This window comes from Kribbella sp. CCNWLW201, assembly GCF_037203805.1.
GTDB lineage: Bacteria > Actinomycetota > Actinomycetes > Propionibacteriales > Kribbellaceae > Kribbella.
In genome coordinates this window covers 306,140-322,032 of the sequence record NZ_JBBCBQ010000005.1, presented here as the reverse complement: position 1 = coordinate 322,032, position 15,893 = coordinate 306,140, and the positions used below count along the sequence as shown (strand labels likewise).

Genomic DNA, 15,893 nt, shown 5'->3' with positions numbered 1-15,893 from the left:
GCGGGACAACAACGGAGGAACCCCCAAGAGCCTGAAACGGGCGGTAGCCGGACCGCGGGTCCGGTGGACCGCCAGACAGCGGCCCGCCTCTAGATCGTTCGAATACCTCTCGGCGTTACATCGTTGGTCAGGTGAGTTCGCGCTGGATCATTGTGACCAGGGCGTCGACGTCGGCGGCGGCCATCGGCTCGCCGGTCATGCCCATCCGGTGCAGCAGGGTGCCGATGACGACGTCGACGAAGAAGAGGACCCGCTGCTCCGATTCACCCAGGGCCTCCTGGAGGACGAGCCGGTAGGGGTCCTGCAGCTGGGTGGACAGGATCTCGCGCAGGGCCGGATCGCCGATCGCGTCGGTGAACACGCCCGCGAACGCCGCGGCGATCCCGGGTTCGGTGATCCTGGCGGCGCCGTACCGGATCGCCGTCTCCATGACCTCGGCCCGACTGGCGCCCTCTTTCAAGGGCAACGGGCCGAACGCGTCCACCAGGCAGGCGGTGATCAGCGCGCCCTTCGACGGCCAGCGCCGGTAGATCGTGGTCTTCGCAACGCCTGCCTCAGCGGCGATCCGGTCGACGGTGGCGCGGGTGTACCCGAGCTCGTGGACCGTGCTCAGCGTTGCCGCGAAGACCGCGGCGTCGACGCTGGAGCGGGGGCGGCCGGGTGATCGGCTGGGGGTCGTTGCTCGGGCCATGGTCCCACCCTAGCGAGTTATGCTACTTTCGGTATCGATACTTCTAGTAGCGAAATCCCCGAGGAGCAGAGATGAGCGACACCGCTGCCGTGCGGCAAGCACCGCTGGGCATCCGATTGCTGCACGCGCTGAGGAAGCAGCCAGACTGGTTGACGATGCCGGCCGACGCGCTGGTCGCCTTCCGCGACGCGGAGAATCGCAGGCGCGCTTCTGGTCTGATGCGCGTGATCACCGGTTTCCCGGACCGCGGGGTCACCATCGGCTGGCAACAGGTGGCGCTGCCCGACCGAGTGGTCAAGGTCCGGGTGTACCGGCCGTCGCGCGGCGGCCCGGAGGCCGGCTTGCCGCTTGTGGTTCACGTCCACGGTGGCGGATTCGTCGGCACCGCGGCCCAGAGCGACTGGATCAACAGCCACCTCGCTGCACAACTGCCCGCAGTGGTCGTGTCGGTCGAGCACCGTCTCCTCGGCCCGGACACTCCGATGTCAGCGGCTGTCGACGACGGCTGGGAGGTACTGCGTCACGTGATGCGGCACGCCGCGCAGTGGGGAGTCAACCCGGCCTGGACCGCAGTCTTCGGAGAGAGTTTTGGTTCGATGGTCACTGCGCTGGCCGCGATCCGGGCCAGGGAGTCCGGGCTGCTTCTGCGTGCGCAGGTGCTGGTCAATCCCTGTGTCGATCTGTCCCCGATGGCGTTCGACTACGTCTCGATGTCCGAACACGCCGACAGCCCGACCCTGACCATGCCGCAGATGGAACTGCTCATCCGGTTGGCCGTTCCGCAAGGTTCGGATCCTCGTGCGGTGTCCCCGCTGTACGCCGACGACCTGAGCGGCCTCGCCCCGGCACTCGTGGTGGTGCCGACACTCGACCCGCTGGCCGATCAGGGACGTGCGTACGCCGATCGACTGGATGACGCCGGGACACCGGTGCAGTTGTCCGAGCACCCTGGGGCGGGGCACGCGTTCGTGAGCATGCCGGGAGTGGTGCCGCAGGCCAAGGCGGCACGGGCGCGGATCACTGAATTCCTCCGCGCCCGTCTCGCCGGCTGACGAGTCTGTTGATCCTGCAGGTCAGTGCAGGACCTTGACGACCGTGCGGCCGTAGATGAGGAGCAGGTGGCCGTCGTCCCGGACTTGCGCAACGCTTCCGGGGCGGCGGGTGTCGAAGACGTAGGTTTCCTCACCGTTCTTGTTCAGGACACCGAACCTGCCGCCCTGCGAAATCCAGGCGGTCGATTCCGGATGGCCCGCAGTGTTCGAGCTCCACAGCACAGTCGTGCCGTTCCGCAGCAGCACCAGGTTGCCGTCGGTGCGCATCTGCAGCGTGTACACGCGGTTCACCGAGTACATGGTCACGTCGCGGCCGTAGGTATCCACAGGCCGGATCTTGCTGCCCGGCATGAGGGTCCCGATCACCATGTGACGGTTCCAGACGGCCTTGCCACGGGTGTTGTAGATCGCCAGGTTGCCGGTGTCCGGCAACACCAGCTTCGCCCCCGGGCTGTAGGCACCGATCGACCAGATCCTCGTCCGGCCGTAGATGACCTCCAGACTGCCGTTCTTCCCCATCACCAGGACGGAACCCGGCTTGGTGGTCCCCGAATTCCAGAACTGCACCGTGTATCCGCGCCTGGTCAGCGTGACGTCGCCGTACCGGCTCATCTGCAGCGTGTACTGCCCGTTCTTCGAGCGGATGTACTGCGTGGCCATCAACTTCTGGCCTGGCAGCAAAGTGTCGGAGACCGCCGCTGCCTGCGTCGCCTGATCAGTCGAGGCGTTGGCCGATCCGGCACTCACGAGCGCACCGGCGGCCACGATCCCCACAGCTGCGCACAGCCGAGCGAGCTTGTTCATGTATCCCCCTCATCGAGTCAAAAGCCCTCGGAGGATACGACGCACCCGGCTCAGCGGTTGGCTACCTCGAAGGCAACGACCGCAGCGGCGATGGCGACGTTGAGGGACTCGACGCCGGGGTGGAGGGGGATCTGGAGGTCGGAGTCGGTGGGAACGGTGAGGCCGTTGGTCTCGCCGCCGAGGACGTAGACGGCGCGCGGCGCCAGGTCGGCCTTGAAGAGGGACTCGTGCGAGCGGGCCGAGAGTCCGTAGATGTGGTAGCCCGCGGTACGGAGCAGGTCGACGGCCGTCTTCGCGGTGGACGTGTTCACGATCGGCGCCTGGAAGGCGACCCCGGCCGACGCTTTGATCACGAGTGGGCCGACGTGCGGCGTACCGGCGCGCGGCAGGATCACCCCGTCGAATCCGGCACCGGTCGCGGTCCGCAGGATCATGCCGACATTGCCCGGGTTCGTCACCCCGTCGAGCAGAAACACGTTCGTCGGCCGCTTGCCGCGGGACCGGACGAACTCCTCCAGCGGCGTCATCCGCGGCGCGTCGACGTCCGCGACCACGCCCTGATCGTGCTTCCCGTTGCCGGCCAGCCACTTCACCCGGCTCGCCGTCGCCCGCTCGACCGGTACGTCGACCTTCGCGGCCGCCCGGAGGATCTCCTGCAGCGAGCCGCCGGTCGCGTTGTCCGCCACGACCACCTTCGCCACCGACAGCGACGAGTCGTGCAGTGCCTCGAGGACCGGCTTGCGCCCGTAGATGGTGATCCACTTGTCCCGCGGCGACCTCTTCTCTTCCACTCAGACATCTTCACACCACGGCAACAGGCGGGCAATCTGCGTCCGTCACGCTGAGTGGCATGGAACAGTTGCGTACGGCGCTCATCGGCGGAACCGCCTGTGAGGTGTGTGGGCGACTCCCGCATCCACGGCGGCTGCGGTTGACCTTGGCCAAACTCCTCGCGATCTTCCCGGTGGAGTTCGCCCTGCATGCGCTCGTCTTGGCGCTGCACCCGCCGTACGTGGTGGCGGTCACTGTTTTGGTGGTCGCGACGACGGCGCTGGTGATCTGGGTGATCGAGCCGTCGACGATGCGGCTGCTGCGGTCGTGGTTGCACGCGCCGCGGACCCAGCCGGCGTCCGGGATCGACGCGCTGTGGCGGATCCGGGTCACACTCGCGGACCGGACCGGCGCGCTGGAACGGCTGACCCATCAGCTGGCCGAGCTGGACGCGAACATCCTCGGGCTCCACGTCCACCCGGTCGACGACGGCGTACGCGACGAGCTCGTCGTCTCGACCCCGGACACGGTCGACCCACAATCGTTGCTGGAGGCAATCGAGGCGGCCGGCGGGCGCGAGGTGCACGTCTGGCCGACGACCACGCTCGCACTGGTCGACGGCCAGACGAAGGCGCTGAGCCTGTCGGCGCAGGTGGTCAGCGACCCGAGCGAACTCCCGCACGCGGTCGCCGAACTCCTCGGCGCCCAGCTCGTCACCGACCGGGTCGCCCTGGCCGGTCCACTCCCCGCCGACGGCACCGTCCTCAAGATCCCGTCCCCCTGGACTGGCCTGTTCGCCTTCACCCGCCCCGGCGAACCGTTCACCCCGGCCGAATCCGCCCGAGCCCACCGCCTCGCCCAACTGGCGGAACTGACCCTGCTCAACCGGCTGGGTTAGTCGCCTTGCCGTCGAGCCAGAGAACGTTCGACGGGTCGCTGTGGGTGCCCTTGCTGCCGACATGCTTGTCGCTGATCACCGGACCGTTCTTGATCACGTGCACCAGCGCCATCGCGTGTCCGCGGCCGAGGTCGTAGTCGGCCTTCAGCCAGTCACAGATCACACCGGCCTTGACGTCCGGAGCGTCGTACCCGAGCTGCTTCGCCTGCTCGACCAACGCCCGCGGGGTCCGGCCGGTCTTCTCCTCGATCTTGTCCAAGTACGCCTGGAACGACATCTGGTGCCTCCTTCAGAAGTGTCTTCACCAGTGCGTCGATCAGCGGGGCCGGAAATCGACACCCTCAGTCGCCGGTTTGCAGACCGTACTTCCGCAGCGCCTGGGACAGCTGGCCCTGGTTCTGGGCCTCCACCAGGTCGGAGGACAGTTGGCGGAGCTTGATGTTGGCGTCCTGCGAGCCGCGCTTGAGTACGTCGAAGGCCACGCCGGACGGGATGCCGTACCGGTGCATCAGCAACCCCTGAGCCTGACCGATGACTGTCCGGGTGCTGATCGCCGTACGCAACTGCTCGACCAGCGTCCGGCTGTCGTTGAACAGCTGTATGTTGTCGAACGCGACCCCGGCGTGCATGGCGAACAGCAGGACGATGTCGTACGACGTACTCCCGAAGGCATCCGGCTTCATCGAGAAGAGGCTGAACGCGGCCGCGGATTCGGTCACCCCGGGCAAGGGGAGGAACAGGCAACTGCGGTACCCCGCGTTGATCGCCGCCGCGTCGAACTCCGGCCAGCGCTGGTCCGAGGCCAGATCGGTGATCCGGCGCGGTTCGCCGTAGGTGAGCGTGTCGAGCATCGGCCCGCCCGGCTTGACCAGTTGCTCGGCCAGAGTCGCCCGGACCGGCTCGGAGAGGTCGTCCGCGGTCTTGTGGTAGCGCGCGACGATCTCGGCCTCGCCGCCGGCCAGCACGGTGATCGAGGCCTCCTCACAGTCCGGCACCGTCCGCACCACGCGACTGACGATTCGGCCCAGCGTGGTGGCGACATCATCGTCCTCCACCAGCCGGCTGACCTCGACCAACTCCTGCGCCAGCTCCAGAATCCCCTCACCCATGGATCCATCATGCGCCATCGACAGCGTTCTGGGTTGGAGAACCCAGACGGCGCTACGCTCGATCTCATGGACGAGCACCGCCTGACTGCGAAAGGTCGGGCGACCCGTGAGCGGATCCTCGCTGTTGCGGCCGATCTGGTCCAACGGCAGGGCGTCGCCGGCACCCAGCTCGACGACGTACGACGGGCCGCCGGGGTGAGCGGTTCGCAGTTGACGCATTACTTCCACGACAAGCGGACTCTGATCGACGACGTCATCGCGTGGCAGGCTGACACCACCTTGGAACGCGAGCCGGTGCTCAACTCGTTCGCCGCCTGGCACCGCTGGGCCGACCACGTGGTCGCCCGGCAGACGGCGCGGAAGTTCCGGGGCGGTTGCGAGTTCGGCTCACTCGCCGGTCAGCTCGCCGAGACGAGCCCGGAGACGCGCGCCCACCTCGCCGACGGCTACGACCGGTGGCTGGAACAGTTCCGGTACAACCTGCACATCATGCGCGACCAGGGCCTGCTCCGCCCTGACGCCGACCCCGATTCTCTCGCCAACACGTTGCTCGCAGCGATGCAAGGCGGCGTACTCCTGTCCCAAACCCTCCGCCGCCCCGAGCCGCTCCGCGACTCCCTCGACGCGGCGCTGGCCCGGTTAGAGTCTTTCGCTTAAACACTTGAGTACGGCGGCTGCCGAGCGGTCGATGTCCTCTTCGTTCGTCGTCCAGTTGCTGACCGAAATGCGCATGGCGGCCTTTCCTTGCCAAGTCGTGCCGGACATCCAGCACGTGCCCTCCTGCTGCACGGCCCGCACAACAGCCCGGGTGAGCTCGTCGTCGTCCCCGAAGCGGACGAGTGCCTGGTTGAGGACGACGTCGTTCAGTACGGCGACCCCGTTGGCGGCCAGCGTGTCCGCGAACCGGCGGGCCATCGTGTGACACCGCTCGACGATCTCGGCGATCCCTTCCCGCCCCAGTGCCCGGATCGCGGCGTACACCGCGAAACCCCGCGCCCGGCGGGAGAACTCGGGGTTGAACTCGAGCGCATCGCGTTCCCCATGCTCGTCATGGATCAGGTACGACGCTCGCACGGACATCGCGGCGTGGTGGGCTTCGGGATGGGCGCAGAGGACGAGGCCGGAGTCGTACGGGACGTTCAGCCACTTGTGCGCGTCGGTCGCCCAGGAGTCGGCCTGGTCAATGCCTTGTGTCAGCGGCTGGAGCGCCGGGCTGACCGTGGCCCAGAGGCCAAAGGCCGCGTCCACGTGCACCCAGGCCCCCTTTGAATGCGCTATGTCGCAGATCTCCGCGATGGGATCGATCGCGCCGGTGTTCACGTTGCCGACCTGGGCGCAGACGATGGTTGGTGTGGTTGCTTCGGCTAGGGCTTCGGCGAGCGCGTCGGCCCGCATCCGGCCCTGGTCGTCGACTTCGATCGGCACGATGCAGCTCGTGCCGAGGCCGAGGAAGCGCAGCGCCCGGTCGACCGTGTCGTGCCGCTCGGCGCCGGCCAGTACGCGGATCGCCGGGGCACCGCTGAGCCCGTCACGCTCGACGTCCCAACCTTCTCGTCGGAGTACCTCATGCCGGGCCGCTGCGAGTCCGGTGAAGTTCGCCATCTGCGCTCCGGTTACGAAGCCCACCGTCGTACCGCGGGGCAGTCCGAACAGCTCGACCAGCCAGCTCGCCGCGATCTCCTCGACCACGGCCGCTGCGGGTGAGGCGGCGTATAGACCCGCGTTCTGGTCCCAGACCGTGGTGAGCCAGTCGGCCGCGAGCGCGGCGGGTGTCGCGCCGCCGAAGACGAACCCGAAGAAGCGGCCGCTACCGCTCGGCAACAGGCCATCCTCGACGCCTTTCGCGAGGTGTGCGATCACCTCTTGCGGGTCCGTTGGCTGCTGCGGCAACTCGCCGCCGAGCGCGTGACGCAGCTCAGCCGCCGTGGCACGCGGCCCGACCGGACGCTCCGGGAGATCTTTGAGATATGTCGTTGCCCGCTCGAACGCTTCCCCGAGCGGCCCTTCCCAATCCGTCGTACTCATGGTCCTTTTTGTACGCCGATCGCGTGTGATCCGGCGTGTGACGGCACTACAGTTCGCTCAGGCCGGGCTTTGGGAGGACGTGGATGGCGCGATCGGTGACCGGGAGTCGCTGGGCGGCGATCGTCGGTTATTCCCTGGTCGGCGCGGCCACCCAGCTCGTCTGGCTCAACTTCGCCGGCGTGACCACCGTCGCGGCCTCGCACTACGGCGTCTCCGAGAGCGCGATCGGCTGGCTCGCCCAGGTGTTCCCGCTGCTGTACGTCGTACTCGCGATCCCCTGCGGTCTGGTGCTGGACCGGTGGTTCCGGGGCGGCCTGATCGCCGGCGCTGTGTTGACGGCAGTCGGTGCCGCGGTGCGGTTGATCGGCGACGACTACGGGTGGCTGCTGGCCGGACAGATCGTCGCCTCGGTCGCCCAACCGCTGGTGCTGAACGCGGTCACCGGCATCACCGGCCGCTACCTCGACGAGAAGGACCGGCCGACCGGGATCGCCGTCGGCACCGCCAGCATCTTCGCCGGGATGGTGATCGCCTTCCTGCTCAGCGCGGTCTTCCCGTCCTCGGTTGATCCCATGTTGACGGTCACCGCCGCCTTCTGCGTTGCCGCGGCCGGTGTGCTGATCGTTGCCCTTCGCACTGAGGGCGTCTATGAAGCGACCCGACCCCTCGAGCGCGGTGCGCTGCGGATCGCCTGGGGCGACTCCCTCATCCGCCGGCTGTGCGTGCTGGCGATCTTCCCGTTCGGCGTCTTCGTTGCCCTTAGCACCTTTGCGCAGGCGCTGCTGGAGCCGGCCGGGGTCAGCGGCGGTACGGCGAGCACCATCCTGCTCGTCAACGTCGTCGCCGGTGTACTGGGCAGCGCGGTGATCCCGATCCTCGTCGTACGGCGCCGGGCCGAGTCGACCCTACTCATGGTGAGTTTGGGGACGACCGCGATTGCGTGTGTGGTGTTGGCGGTTGCTCCAGGGGTGGTCACGGGCTTCATTGCGATCACGCTGATCGGCCTGCTCCTGCTCCCGGCGCTCCCGATCGTCCTCGAACTCGTCGAACGCCGTACCGGCGAGGCCGAAGGAACCGCGGCCGGCCTGATCTGGATGGCCGGCAACCTCGGCGGCCTCCTCGTCGCCGTCGTCGTCGGTCTGCTCGTCGACCACCCGTTCGCGGCCTTCGTCGTGATGGCCGGCATCGCGCTGGTCGCCGTACCGGGCGCACGTGCACTCAACCGGCCGATCGCCGAACTCCGATCGCTGTCGCGGCTGTAGCCAGCAGCCCACCGATGCCCGCGGCAACAAACGTGACCCTCGCGTCAGTTTGTTGAAGAAGGAGCCCGCCGAAGACGTACGACACCCCGGCCGCCAGCCCGACGGCGCCGTACAGGTTCCCGAAGACGCGGCTCAGCATGCTCGCCGGCACGATGCGTTGCAGATGGGTGTTGATCGCGACGTCGAGGGCCGCGATGCCGAGGCCGCGCAACACCTGCAGCGCGAGCGCCGCCCACACCGCCCAGGCGAGGCCGGTGAACAGGTTCCCCGCGCTGCTCACCGCGAACCCGGCCAGCATCAGCGCGGGCATCCGGAAGCGGCTCGCATACCTGGTAAGTACGGCGAACCCGACCACGAGCCCGATTCCGACACCGGCGTACAGCGTCGCCGTCGCCGAGTCGCCGCCGTGGAGCTCGTCCTTCCCCAGGAACACCATCGCGACGTCGTCCACCCCACTGAACGCAACCACGCCGAAGAACCCCAACCCGATGACCCGAACAGCCTTGGTCCGCCAGATGTACCCGAGCCCGTCCTTCGCATCTTTGATCAAACTGTGCCCCGACGGCTGCTTCTTCGGCAGCTTGGGCAGCCCGCTCAGCAGCACTGCCGACACCAGGAACGTCGCCGCATCGATCAACAGAATCCCGCGCACGTCGATCACCAGGAACAGCAGGGCAGCCACCAGCGGCCCGATCGCCTCCAGCCCATACGTCCCCGCCCCCAGCGCCGAGTTCGCCCTCTCCAAGTCCTCGTCTTTGACCAGCGCCGGCACCGCACTCCGCGAACTCGCCTGGAACACCTGCGCCACCAAACTCCGTACAGCGACCAGCACGAGCAGCACCGGCAGCGGCGGCAACGCGACCGCCATGGCAAACACCAGCCCACCCTGCACCACATCACAAACCACCATCACCCGCCGCAGATCGAACCGATCCCCGACAGCCCCCGCGAACGCCCCGAACAACCCCGGCGTAAAGTCCCCCGCCAATAAGAGGAGCGCCACCGCAAGCGCGGCCCCCGTCGACTCCTCGACGTACAACAACAACGCCACCAACCCCAGCGAGTCCCCCAGAAACGAAACCGCCCGAGCCACCCACAACCGCCGAAACCCCGCCCCCAACGCCCCCACGCCCCCATCCTCTAAGATGGTCCGGCACGTTACACCCAGCCGGTGTGGCGCAACTGGCAGCGCACCGCTCTTGTAAAGCGGTGGTTAGGGGTTCGAGTCCCCTCACCGGCTCTCTCACCAGGCAATATGCCTATCCAGGCATGGAGTTTTGGGCCTCCACTCATCACTTACTCATCACATTGACCTTTCGACGCCCATCGAGTCGTCGTCAAAAGCTCAGGCCCTTCCGTCTCTTGCCGATGTTGATCGTGGATGCCTCGAAAGGCTTCCTCGAGGTGGCCGGCCGCCTCCGAGTTGCGCGCCCTCCGCGCACGTAGTCGTTCATGGCGGTGCTGGTGAAGGCGTGGCCCAACTGATCGGCGATCTGCCTCGGCGTCTGCCCAGAGCTCTCCAGAACAGTCGCGATCGTCTTGCGGAAGATGTGCGATGTGACCCACGCCAGTTCGTCGGCCAGCGACCTGAGTCCCGCGAGTTCGGCCAACTCCATCAACGCTGCTCGTTCACCTCCAGAGACGCCGTACAGGGCTGCCAGTTCATCCAACCCGGATGGTTCCACTGCGACTCGGGCGGTCTCGATCAGGCTGATGCGAGTCTTTCGCCAGCCGAGTTTCTCGACGACGGCTGTTTGGATCATCCCGGCCTCGCGCCTGAGAGTGCGGAGTGCTTGACCCAGCTCTACTCGCCGCTTGTCGCCGACCGGTCTGCGGACGTCGCGGATTGCCTTCCGGACATTGTGAGGATCGCGGAATCCGCCAGTGGCGCTGGGGAAGATTGGCGAGGTCAGCGGCGTGTCAGGTGTCCATCGTGCACGCAACATCTCCAAGCACCACTGGGGTAGCGACAGGACTCGTTCACCCGCCAGCGACTTTGGACGGCGCCGTACCAGCCCCTGCCCTTTGATCCGCTGAATCTGGTGGCTGCAGTCGATCTCACCAGTCTCCCAGTTGAGGGCCTCCCAGATCACCGCGAGGCATTCCCCGATCCGCTCGGCAGTGGAAAGCATGAATTTGCATAGGTCGACAAGGTCCGCACGGACAGCCCGTTCGTCCTGGGCCAGCAACTCGCACCATTGCTCGACCTCTCCTCCTTCGAGCGCCCGCGGAGGTTTTCGTTTGCTCTTGCGCCCCGACCTGAATCTCGCGGACAGGATTCGATTCCAACGCGCCATGGCGAACGGCCAGACCAAACGTCCCGGTGAGGATGCTCTTGCATGTCCTCGCCGTCGCGGCGCCGACCTCGTTCAGCGCTGCGATCAATCAGCACATCAACGCGCCGGGCACACGCATGATTCAGGGCACCTACCGCGGACAGTCGGTGACGCACCACATGGATCCGGCAACAGGCTTGGACGTAATCTCGCGTAATGGCGAGTTCGTCAGCGGCTGGCGGCTGAATCCGGATCAGCTCGCCAACGTCCTCAGCAATGGGAGCCTCGGCGGTGGCTAACGAGATTTCGATCGTGTTGACCAGAGACCAAGCACTCGTGCTCTTCGAGTGGCTGGGGCGCACCGGCGCGGCCGAGCAGCCAGCTGCCTTTGAGGACCAAGCCGAGCAGCGTGTGCTCTGGGACCTGGAGGCGGCACTGGAGTCAGTTCTGACCGAACCGCTCCGCGATGACTACCAGGAGCTAGTGGAGACCGCCCGCGCTCGTCTCCGCGACTCTGTCGACTGACCCAGCCGGTGATGAGGCGGGCCGTGGTCTTGGTGACGAGGGCGTCGATGACGTTGGTGATGGTGGCATCAATGAATGCAGGTCCACGACGGTCACGCCTACTGAGCGTGGGTTCGCAGGCGGTGTTTGGCTGCTCGCTCGACGAACAGTGGCACGAAGTCACGGATCGGAGCCTGCTCGAACTCGGGCCGACTCGCCCGTACGGCGACCGCCACCTCGTCGACCGCTCGGTCGGGGAACTGCTTGGCCAGCCGCTCCACGACCTCGGAAATTGCACGGTTCTCCTCTGACCTGTCCATTCCCCCACCATCGCGCGCACCCCCAGCCCAGACAACCCACTCGACGGTCCTACGCTGCGGCCTCGTCCTCGCTGGATCGGGCCTGGCCGATGAGCAGGCCGCGTGGGGTGTCCGGGAAGCGGTCCAGCATGGCGCGGACCTCGCTGGCGCGGACGTTCGCGCCGAACAGTTCGGTGTCGGGTCCGAACCGCACGCCCTCGGCCAGCGGTCCGGCGACGACCGGGTCGAACCCGAGTGCGTCGACGATCGTCGCGACCGCCGCAGCGTCGTCGGCTTCGCCCGCGATCGCGATCGCCTTGCGGTCCGGTGCCCCGGCCGGGCGGGCGCCGTCCTCGAGGTCGTGGTAGCCCATGTGGTTGAACGCCTTCACCACGCGCGCCCCGGGCAGGAAGGCCTGGACGATCTCGCTGGACGACGTGCGCGGATCAGTGAGATCGTCGCGGATGCCGTCGACCTCCCACCAGTAGTTCATCGCGTCGATGACGAGCTTGCCGCGCAGCGCCTCGGCCGGGATGGTGCGGTGCTTGCCGAGTGGGAGCGCGAGGATGACGACGTCGGCCCGCGCGGCTGCGTCGGCCGCCGTGGTCGCGACGGCTCCGGGTGTGACGACGTCGACGATCAGCGCGATCTTCGACACCTCACCCGAGCCGGCGATGAGCACTTCATACCCGGCAGCGACCGCGAGACGGGCGAGCACCGTGCCGACCTTGCCCGCGCCGAGGATGCCGATCGTGGCCTTCATGATTGGCTCCGGAACGACTGCTCCGTGCGCGCGTCGGCGAGCAGGTCGCGGACCATCGGGATCACCTTCGTGCCATACAGCTCGACCGCCCGCAGCCGGGCACTGACCGGCAGCGAGCCGGACGTGTAGATCAGGTCGAATCGGCCGACCCCCAGCGTCTGTACGGCGCCGGCGATCCGGCGGGCCACGGTCTCCGGCGAGCCGACGTACATCGAACCCTGAGCCACCTCCGCGTCGAACTCCTCGCGACGAATCGGCGGCCACCCGCGCAACGCTCCGATCCGGTCACGGACCACCTTGAACCGCGGATAGAACAGCTCCTTCGCCTCCTCGTCGGTGTCCGCGACGAAGCCCGGCGAGTGCATCCCGACTGGGTGCGCGACCGTGCCGAACTGCTCGGCCGCACGCTGGTAGAGATCGACGTACGACGCGAAGCGGCCAGGAGATCCACCGATGATCGCGAGCATGAGCGGCAGACCGTAGTACGCCGTACGCACCACCGACTGCGGGGTACCGCCGACGCCGACCCAGGTCGTCAGACGGCCGGATTCGGTCTTGGGGTAAACATCGGCGTTGTCCAGCGGCGCCCGGGTGGTTCCGCTCCAGGTGACCGGTTTCTCGTCGAGCAGTTGGGCGAACAGCTGTAGCTTCTCCTCGAACAGGACCTCGTAGTCCTGCAGGTCGTAGCCGAACAACGGGAACGACTCGGTGAACGAGCCTCGGCCGAGGATGACCTCGGCGCGCCCGTTCGAGATGGCATCCACCGTCGCAAAGCGCTGGAACACCCGGACCGGATCATCCGAGCTCAGCACGGTCACACCGGACCCGAGCTTGATCCGCGAGGTGCGAGTGGCGATCCCGGCCAGGACCGTCTCCGGCGTGGAGATCGAGTACTCCGGGCGATGGTGCTCACCGAGCGCGATGGCGTCGACACCGAGCTCGTCCGCGAGCACCGCCTCCTCGACCACCTGACGGATCGCGGCGGCATCCGAGACGAGCCGGCCCTCGTCGTCCTCCGGAATGTCACCGAAGGTGTCGAGGCCGAACAAGAGGTCGCTCATCAACGTCACTTCCCATCTGAACTGCCATGTCAACACGTGAACTAGGTTGACATGTCAACACAGATCGGTGTCAGGTTCATTCCCCGCACGTCGCACACCCAGGGGAGTCCACGGTTCGATCGAGTGTGACGGTCTCGACGATCCTCCGGGCCAGCAACCGGGCCGGGTCGACGACCGGGACGCGGCGATGCGGGTCAGAGGACGTAGAGGCCGGTGACTGCGGTTGGGAGGAGGCCGGCGAGTAGCCAGAAGGACAACAGCGAGCGTTGGAAGATGAGGAGTATGCCGGCGATCGTGAGGAGTCCGATGACTCCGGACATGATCCACAAACCGACGCCCTTTCCATAGTCGGTCTCTGCGACCCCGATGCTGTAAACGGCCAGCGTGATGGCGGGGACGGCTGCCGACGTGGAAGAGGACGGCAGAGGCGACCCATCTCTGAACCGTCTCGATCCTCATCGGTCTTCTCCGACTCATGGTGGTCTCCTGTGTGCAAGGCGACGCTGTGAACATCAGGCCGATGCTCAGTTCTGTGGGCGGGTCCATCGTGCGGCGACGAGACGACCGCGACCGGGCTGATCGATGCAACAGCCCGGTCGGCGACTGAACACGAGCAGGGCAGGATGGTGGCCTGGGCTACCTACGCGAGCTCTGTTCTGCACAACGGTCACGGCCGCTACGAGGCGGCCCGTGACGCCGCCCGGAAGGTGTTCGACCAGGACATCGTCGGGTACGGCGTCCTGGTGGTCGGTGAATTGCCGGAGGCCGCGTCCCGGACCGGTGACACCAAGCTGGTCGAGAGCACACTCAGCTGGCTGACCGAACGCACCGCGGCCACACCGACGGACTGGCGCCACGGCCTGGAGGCGCGCGTCCGGGCACTGTTGCACTCCGACGAGGACTCCTACCGCCGATCGATCGAGGTGCTCGGCAGGACCAGCCTTCGGATCGAGCAAGCCCGTTCGCAGCTCGTGTACGGCGAATGGCTACGACGCGAGGGACGTCGCATGGACGCGCGCGAGGCGCTGCGCACAGCCCACCAGCGGCTGGACCAGATGGGGCTCGAAGCGTTCGCCGAACGGGCTCGTCACGAACTCCTCGCGACCGGCGAGACGGTCCGCAAACGCAGGCCGGAAACGCTCAACGACCTCACCGCGCAGGAGGCACAGATCGCCGGGCTGGCCCGCGACGGCCTCACGAACTCCGAGATCGCGGCCCAGCTGTACATCAGCCCACGCACCGTCGAGTGGCACCTGCGCAAGACGTTCTCCAAGCTCGGCATCACCTCGCGCCGGCAGCTACGCGGCGCACTGGCCCACTCCGCCTGACGCGGGTGCCTGGGAGCGGACCAGGGTGTTCACTGGTGCGACCAGTCGGGTCGCGAGTGAACCTTGAGCACCATGCGCTCTTGCGCATGAGCAGGTTGAACGTTCTGCGGCCCGGTCGCGTTCAACCTAGCTTCGTGAACGCGATGCGCATCCATGGCTCCCAGGTGCGCCCGTCCGGGGAACGCTCCCAGAGCGCCGTCATCGAGCCGCCACCTGCGGCGAGCGTCAGCGTCGATCGGACGCCTGCGTCTCTCCGTCGGCCGGGCGCGCTGCCGGGGCGACTTCGGGGCCGCCGGCGAAACGGAACACGCCCTCGTCATCGATGGTCACCCGCATGATCTCCCAGGTCCCGGTGTTGTCGAACGATCTGGCGAGGAAACCATCGCTCGAGGGGTCCGGCTCACCGATTATCTCGATCGCCTGCACGGACTGGTCGCCGACCTGCACGTCAACGTGGTGAACCAGGAAGTATCCACCGGCGAGGACCTCGTACGTATCGAAGCCGGTCACCGGCACCGGAGGGTCAGCGATCACATAGCCGTCGGTCGCCCACCGACCGGCAATACTCCAAAGCCGGTCGTGGTGGCGGCCGGCGCCCCCTCGCCGAGTCGTGGCCATCGTGGCCCTCCTTCCCCGGGTGGCTGGGTTGCCGCAGGCTGTCTCCGGCCGCCGCATGACCATTGACCGTGAGCGGCCTGGGATCACGTCCAGCATCCGGCCGCGGCTCGTGCCCCGTCCATACTGCGGCGATGTGCTATGTCCTCCATAGACGCCGTCGGACGCCCTGACATCGGCATGACCGCTCGGATCGCTGCTACTTGTTGACTTTCGAAGCTGCCCGGGTCGGAGAGGCTCGGGTGAGGTGCCCTGCCGGACGCTCCTATTGCGGCTGCTGCCCGCCCGGTTGGTGTGGCTCTTCCGTGGCGTGCGTCCTGATCGGGTGCCATGGCGAGCCGTTGCTCAAGAAGGGTCTGCTCAGCTCGAAGTAGCGTTGCCCGTCCTCGCCGACAGTCGGGTTGCTGCCGCCATCCGCCACCTTGAGCACGGCCA

At 67.2% G+C, this 15,893-nt stretch carries 20 protein-coding genes and 1 tRNA gene; 8 read left to right on the top strand and 13 right to left on the bottom strand.

The features are described 5' to 3' along the window. Positions 1 to 127: 127 nt before the first annotated feature. Positions 128 to 691: a TetR/AcrR family transcriptional regulator gene (locus V9K99_RS23350; RefSeq protein WP_337006371.1), complete on the bottom strand. Its 564-nt coding sequence runs from the start codon at positions 689 to 691 to the stop codon at positions 128 to 130. Between the two features lie 71 nt (positions 692 to 762). On the opposite strand from V9K99_RS23350, the gene V9K99_RS23345 reads away from it, so the two are divergent. Next, the gene (locus V9K99_RS23345; RefSeq protein WP_337006369.1) at positions 763 to 1,743 is read left to right on the top strand and encodes an alpha/beta hydrolase; all 981 of its coding nucleotides are present in this window, start codon (positions 763 to 765) and stop codon (positions 1,741 to 1,743) included. Between the two features lie 21 nt (positions 1,744 to 1,764). On the opposite strand, the gene V9K99_RS23340 is transcribed toward V9K99_RS23345, so the two are convergent. Together V9K99_RS23340 and V9K99_RS23335 are read right to left on the bottom strand one after the other, a co-directional pair. Then, on the bottom strand, positions 1,765 to 2,547 hold the full coding sequence (locus V9K99_RS23340; protein ID WP_337006367.1) for a hypothetical protein: 783 nt from the start codon (positions 2,545 to 2,547) through the stop codon (positions 1,765 to 1,767). A 50-nt stretch (positions 2,548 to 2,597) separates the two neighbouring features. Next, positions 2,598 to 3,338 (bottom strand): TrmH family RNA methyltransferase, encoded by a 741-nt coding sequence (locus V9K99_RS23335; RefSeq protein WP_337006364.1) that lies wholly within the window; start codon positions 3,336 to 3,338, stop codon positions 2,598 to 2,600. A 59-nt stretch (positions 3,339 to 3,397) separates the two neighbouring features. Between V9K99_RS23335 and V9K99_RS23330 the strand changes: the two genes are divergently transcribed. Further along, a complete protein-coding gene (locus V9K99_RS23330; RefSeq protein ID WP_337006362.1) occupies positions 3,398 to 4,216 on the top strand; it encodes an ACT domain-containing protein in 819 nt (272 codons plus the stop codon). Here the strand turns inward: V9K99_RS23330 and V9K99_RS23325 are convergent. Both V9K99_RS23325 and V9K99_RS23320 read right to left on the bottom strand, forming a co-directional pair. Next, the gene (locus V9K99_RS23325; protein ID WP_337006360.1) at positions 4,200 to 4,493 is read right to left on the bottom strand and encodes a DUF4287 domain-containing protein; all 294 of its coding nucleotides are present in this window, start codon (positions 4,491 to 4,493) and stop codon (positions 4,200 to 4,202) included. The genes V9K99_RS23330 and V9K99_RS23325 overlap by 17 nt on opposite strands. A 64-nt stretch (positions 4,494 to 4,557) precedes the next feature. Further along, the gene (locus V9K99_RS23320) at positions 4,558 to 5,325 is read right to left on the bottom strand and encodes a GAF and ANTAR domain-containing protein (RefSeq protein ID WP_337006358.1); all 768 of its coding nucleotides are present in this window, start codon (positions 5,323 to 5,325) and stop codon (positions 4,558 to 4,560) included. Positions 5,326 to 5,391: 66 nt separating this feature from the next. Between V9K99_RS23320 and V9K99_RS23315 the strand changes: the two genes are divergently transcribed. Then, positions 5,392 to 5,982: a TetR/AcrR family transcriptional regulator gene (locus tag V9K99_RS23315; RefSeq protein ID WP_337006356.1), complete on the top strand. Its 591-nt coding sequence runs from the start codon at positions 5,392 to 5,394 to the stop codon at positions 5,980 to 5,982. Here the strand turns inward: V9K99_RS23315 and V9K99_RS23310 are convergent. Next, positions 5,965 to 7,350 carry a pyridoxal phosphate-dependent decarboxylase family protein gene (locus V9K99_RS23310; protein WP_337006354.1) on the bottom strand — a complete coding sequence of 462 codons (1,386 nt, stop codon included), beginning with the start codon at positions 7,348 to 7,350 and terminating at the stop codon, positions 5,965 to 5,967. The two genes, V9K99_RS23315 and V9K99_RS23310, sit on opposite strands and share 18 nt — an antisense overlap. 83 nt (positions 7,351 to 7,433) lie before the next feature. Between V9K99_RS23310 and V9K99_RS23305 the strand changes: the two genes are divergently transcribed. Beyond that, positions 7,434 to 8,612: an MFS transporter gene (locus tag V9K99_RS23305; RefSeq protein WP_337006352.1), complete on the top strand. Its 1,179-nt coding sequence runs from the start codon at positions 7,434 to 7,436 to the stop codon at positions 8,610 to 8,612. Here V9K99_RS23305 and V9K99_RS23300 read toward each other — a convergent pair. Continuing rightward, entirely contained in the window at positions 8,569 to 9,705 is a 1,137-nt protein-coding gene (locus V9K99_RS23300) for an MFS transporter (protein ID WP_337006553.1), read from the bottom strand. The two genes, V9K99_RS23305 and V9K99_RS23300, sit on opposite strands and share 44 nt — an antisense overlap. Before the next feature lie 74 nt (positions 9,706 to 9,779). Here V9K99_RS23300 and V9K99_RS23295 point away from each other — a divergent pair. Then, a tRNA-Thr gene (locus tag V9K99_RS23295) sits at positions 9,780 to 9,852 on the top strand. A gap of 97 nt (positions 9,853 to 9,949) precedes the next feature. Here the strand turns inward: V9K99_RS23295 and V9K99_RS23290 are convergent. Next, on the bottom strand, positions 9,950 to 10,801 hold the full coding sequence (locus tag V9K99_RS23290; RefSeq protein ID WP_337006350.1) for a helix-turn-helix domain-containing protein: 852 nt from the start codon (positions 10,799 to 10,801) through the stop codon (positions 9,950 to 9,952). A gap of 140 nt (positions 10,802 to 10,941) precedes the next feature. On the opposite strand from V9K99_RS23290, the gene V9K99_RS23285 reads away from it, so the two are divergent. Together V9K99_RS23285 and V9K99_RS23280 are read left to right on the top strand one after the other, a co-directional pair. Then, a complete protein-coding gene (locus V9K99_RS23285) occupies positions 10,942 to 11,187 on the top strand; it encodes a colicin D domain-containing protein (protein ID WP_337006348.1) in 246 nt (81 codons plus the stop codon). After that, the gene (locus V9K99_RS23280; RefSeq protein ID WP_337006346.1) at positions 11,180 to 11,413 is read left to right on the top strand and encodes a hypothetical protein; all 234 of its coding nucleotides are present in this window, start codon (positions 11,180 to 11,182) and stop codon (positions 11,411 to 11,413) included. Before V9K99_RS23285 ends, V9K99_RS23280 begins: the two co-directional genes overlap by 8 nt. A gap of 98 nt (positions 11,414 to 11,511) precedes the next feature. Here V9K99_RS23280 and V9K99_RS23275 read toward each other — a convergent pair whose 3' ends face one another. From V9K99_RS23275 to V9K99_RS23260, 4 genes are all read right to left on the bottom strand, one after another. Continuing rightward, the gene (locus tag V9K99_RS23275; protein WP_337006344.1) at positions 11,512 to 11,712 is read right to left on the bottom strand and encodes a three-helix bundle dimerization domain-containing protein; all 201 of its coding nucleotides are present in this window, start codon (positions 11,710 to 11,712) and stop codon (positions 11,512 to 11,514) included. Between the two features lie 49 nt (positions 11,713 to 11,761). Further along, positions 11,762 to 12,454: an NADPH-dependent F420 reductase gene (locus V9K99_RS23270; protein ID WP_337006342.1), complete on the bottom strand. Its 693-nt coding sequence runs from the start codon at positions 12,452 to 12,454 to the stop codon at positions 11,762 to 11,764. Further along, positions 12,451 to 13,515, bottom strand: coding sequence for an LLM class flavin-dependent oxidoreductase (locus tag V9K99_RS23265; protein WP_337006340.1), 1,065 nt, complete (start codon positions 13,513 to 13,515; stop codon positions 12,451 to 12,453). The genes V9K99_RS23270 and V9K99_RS23265 overlap by 4 nt, the downstream gene beginning before the upstream one ends. A 194-nt stretch (positions 13,516 to 13,709) precedes the next feature. Continuing rightward, positions 13,710 to 13,835: a hypothetical protein gene (locus V9K99_RS23260; RefSeq protein ID WP_337006338.1), complete on the bottom strand. Its 126-nt coding sequence runs from the start codon at positions 13,833 to 13,835 to the stop codon at positions 13,710 to 13,712. Positions 13,836 to 14,138: 303 nt separating this feature from the next. Here V9K99_RS23260 and V9K99_RS23255 point away from each other — a divergent pair, with 303 nt between their 5' ends. Next, positions 14,139 to 14,843, top strand: a complete 705-nt coding sequence (locus V9K99_RS23255; protein ID WP_337006336.1) for a LuxR C-terminal-related transcriptional regulator — start codon at positions 14,139 to 14,141, stop codon at positions 14,841 to 14,843. 225 nt (positions 14,844 to 15,068) lie between these two features. Here V9K99_RS23255 and V9K99_RS23250 read toward each other — a convergent pair whose 3' ends face one another. After that, positions 15,069 to 15,461 (bottom strand): hypothetical protein, encoded by a 393-nt coding sequence (locus V9K99_RS23250; protein WP_337323592.1) that lies wholly within the window; start codon positions 15,459 to 15,461, stop codon positions 15,069 to 15,071. Between the last annotated feature and the right edge of the window lie 432 nt (positions 15,462 to 15,893).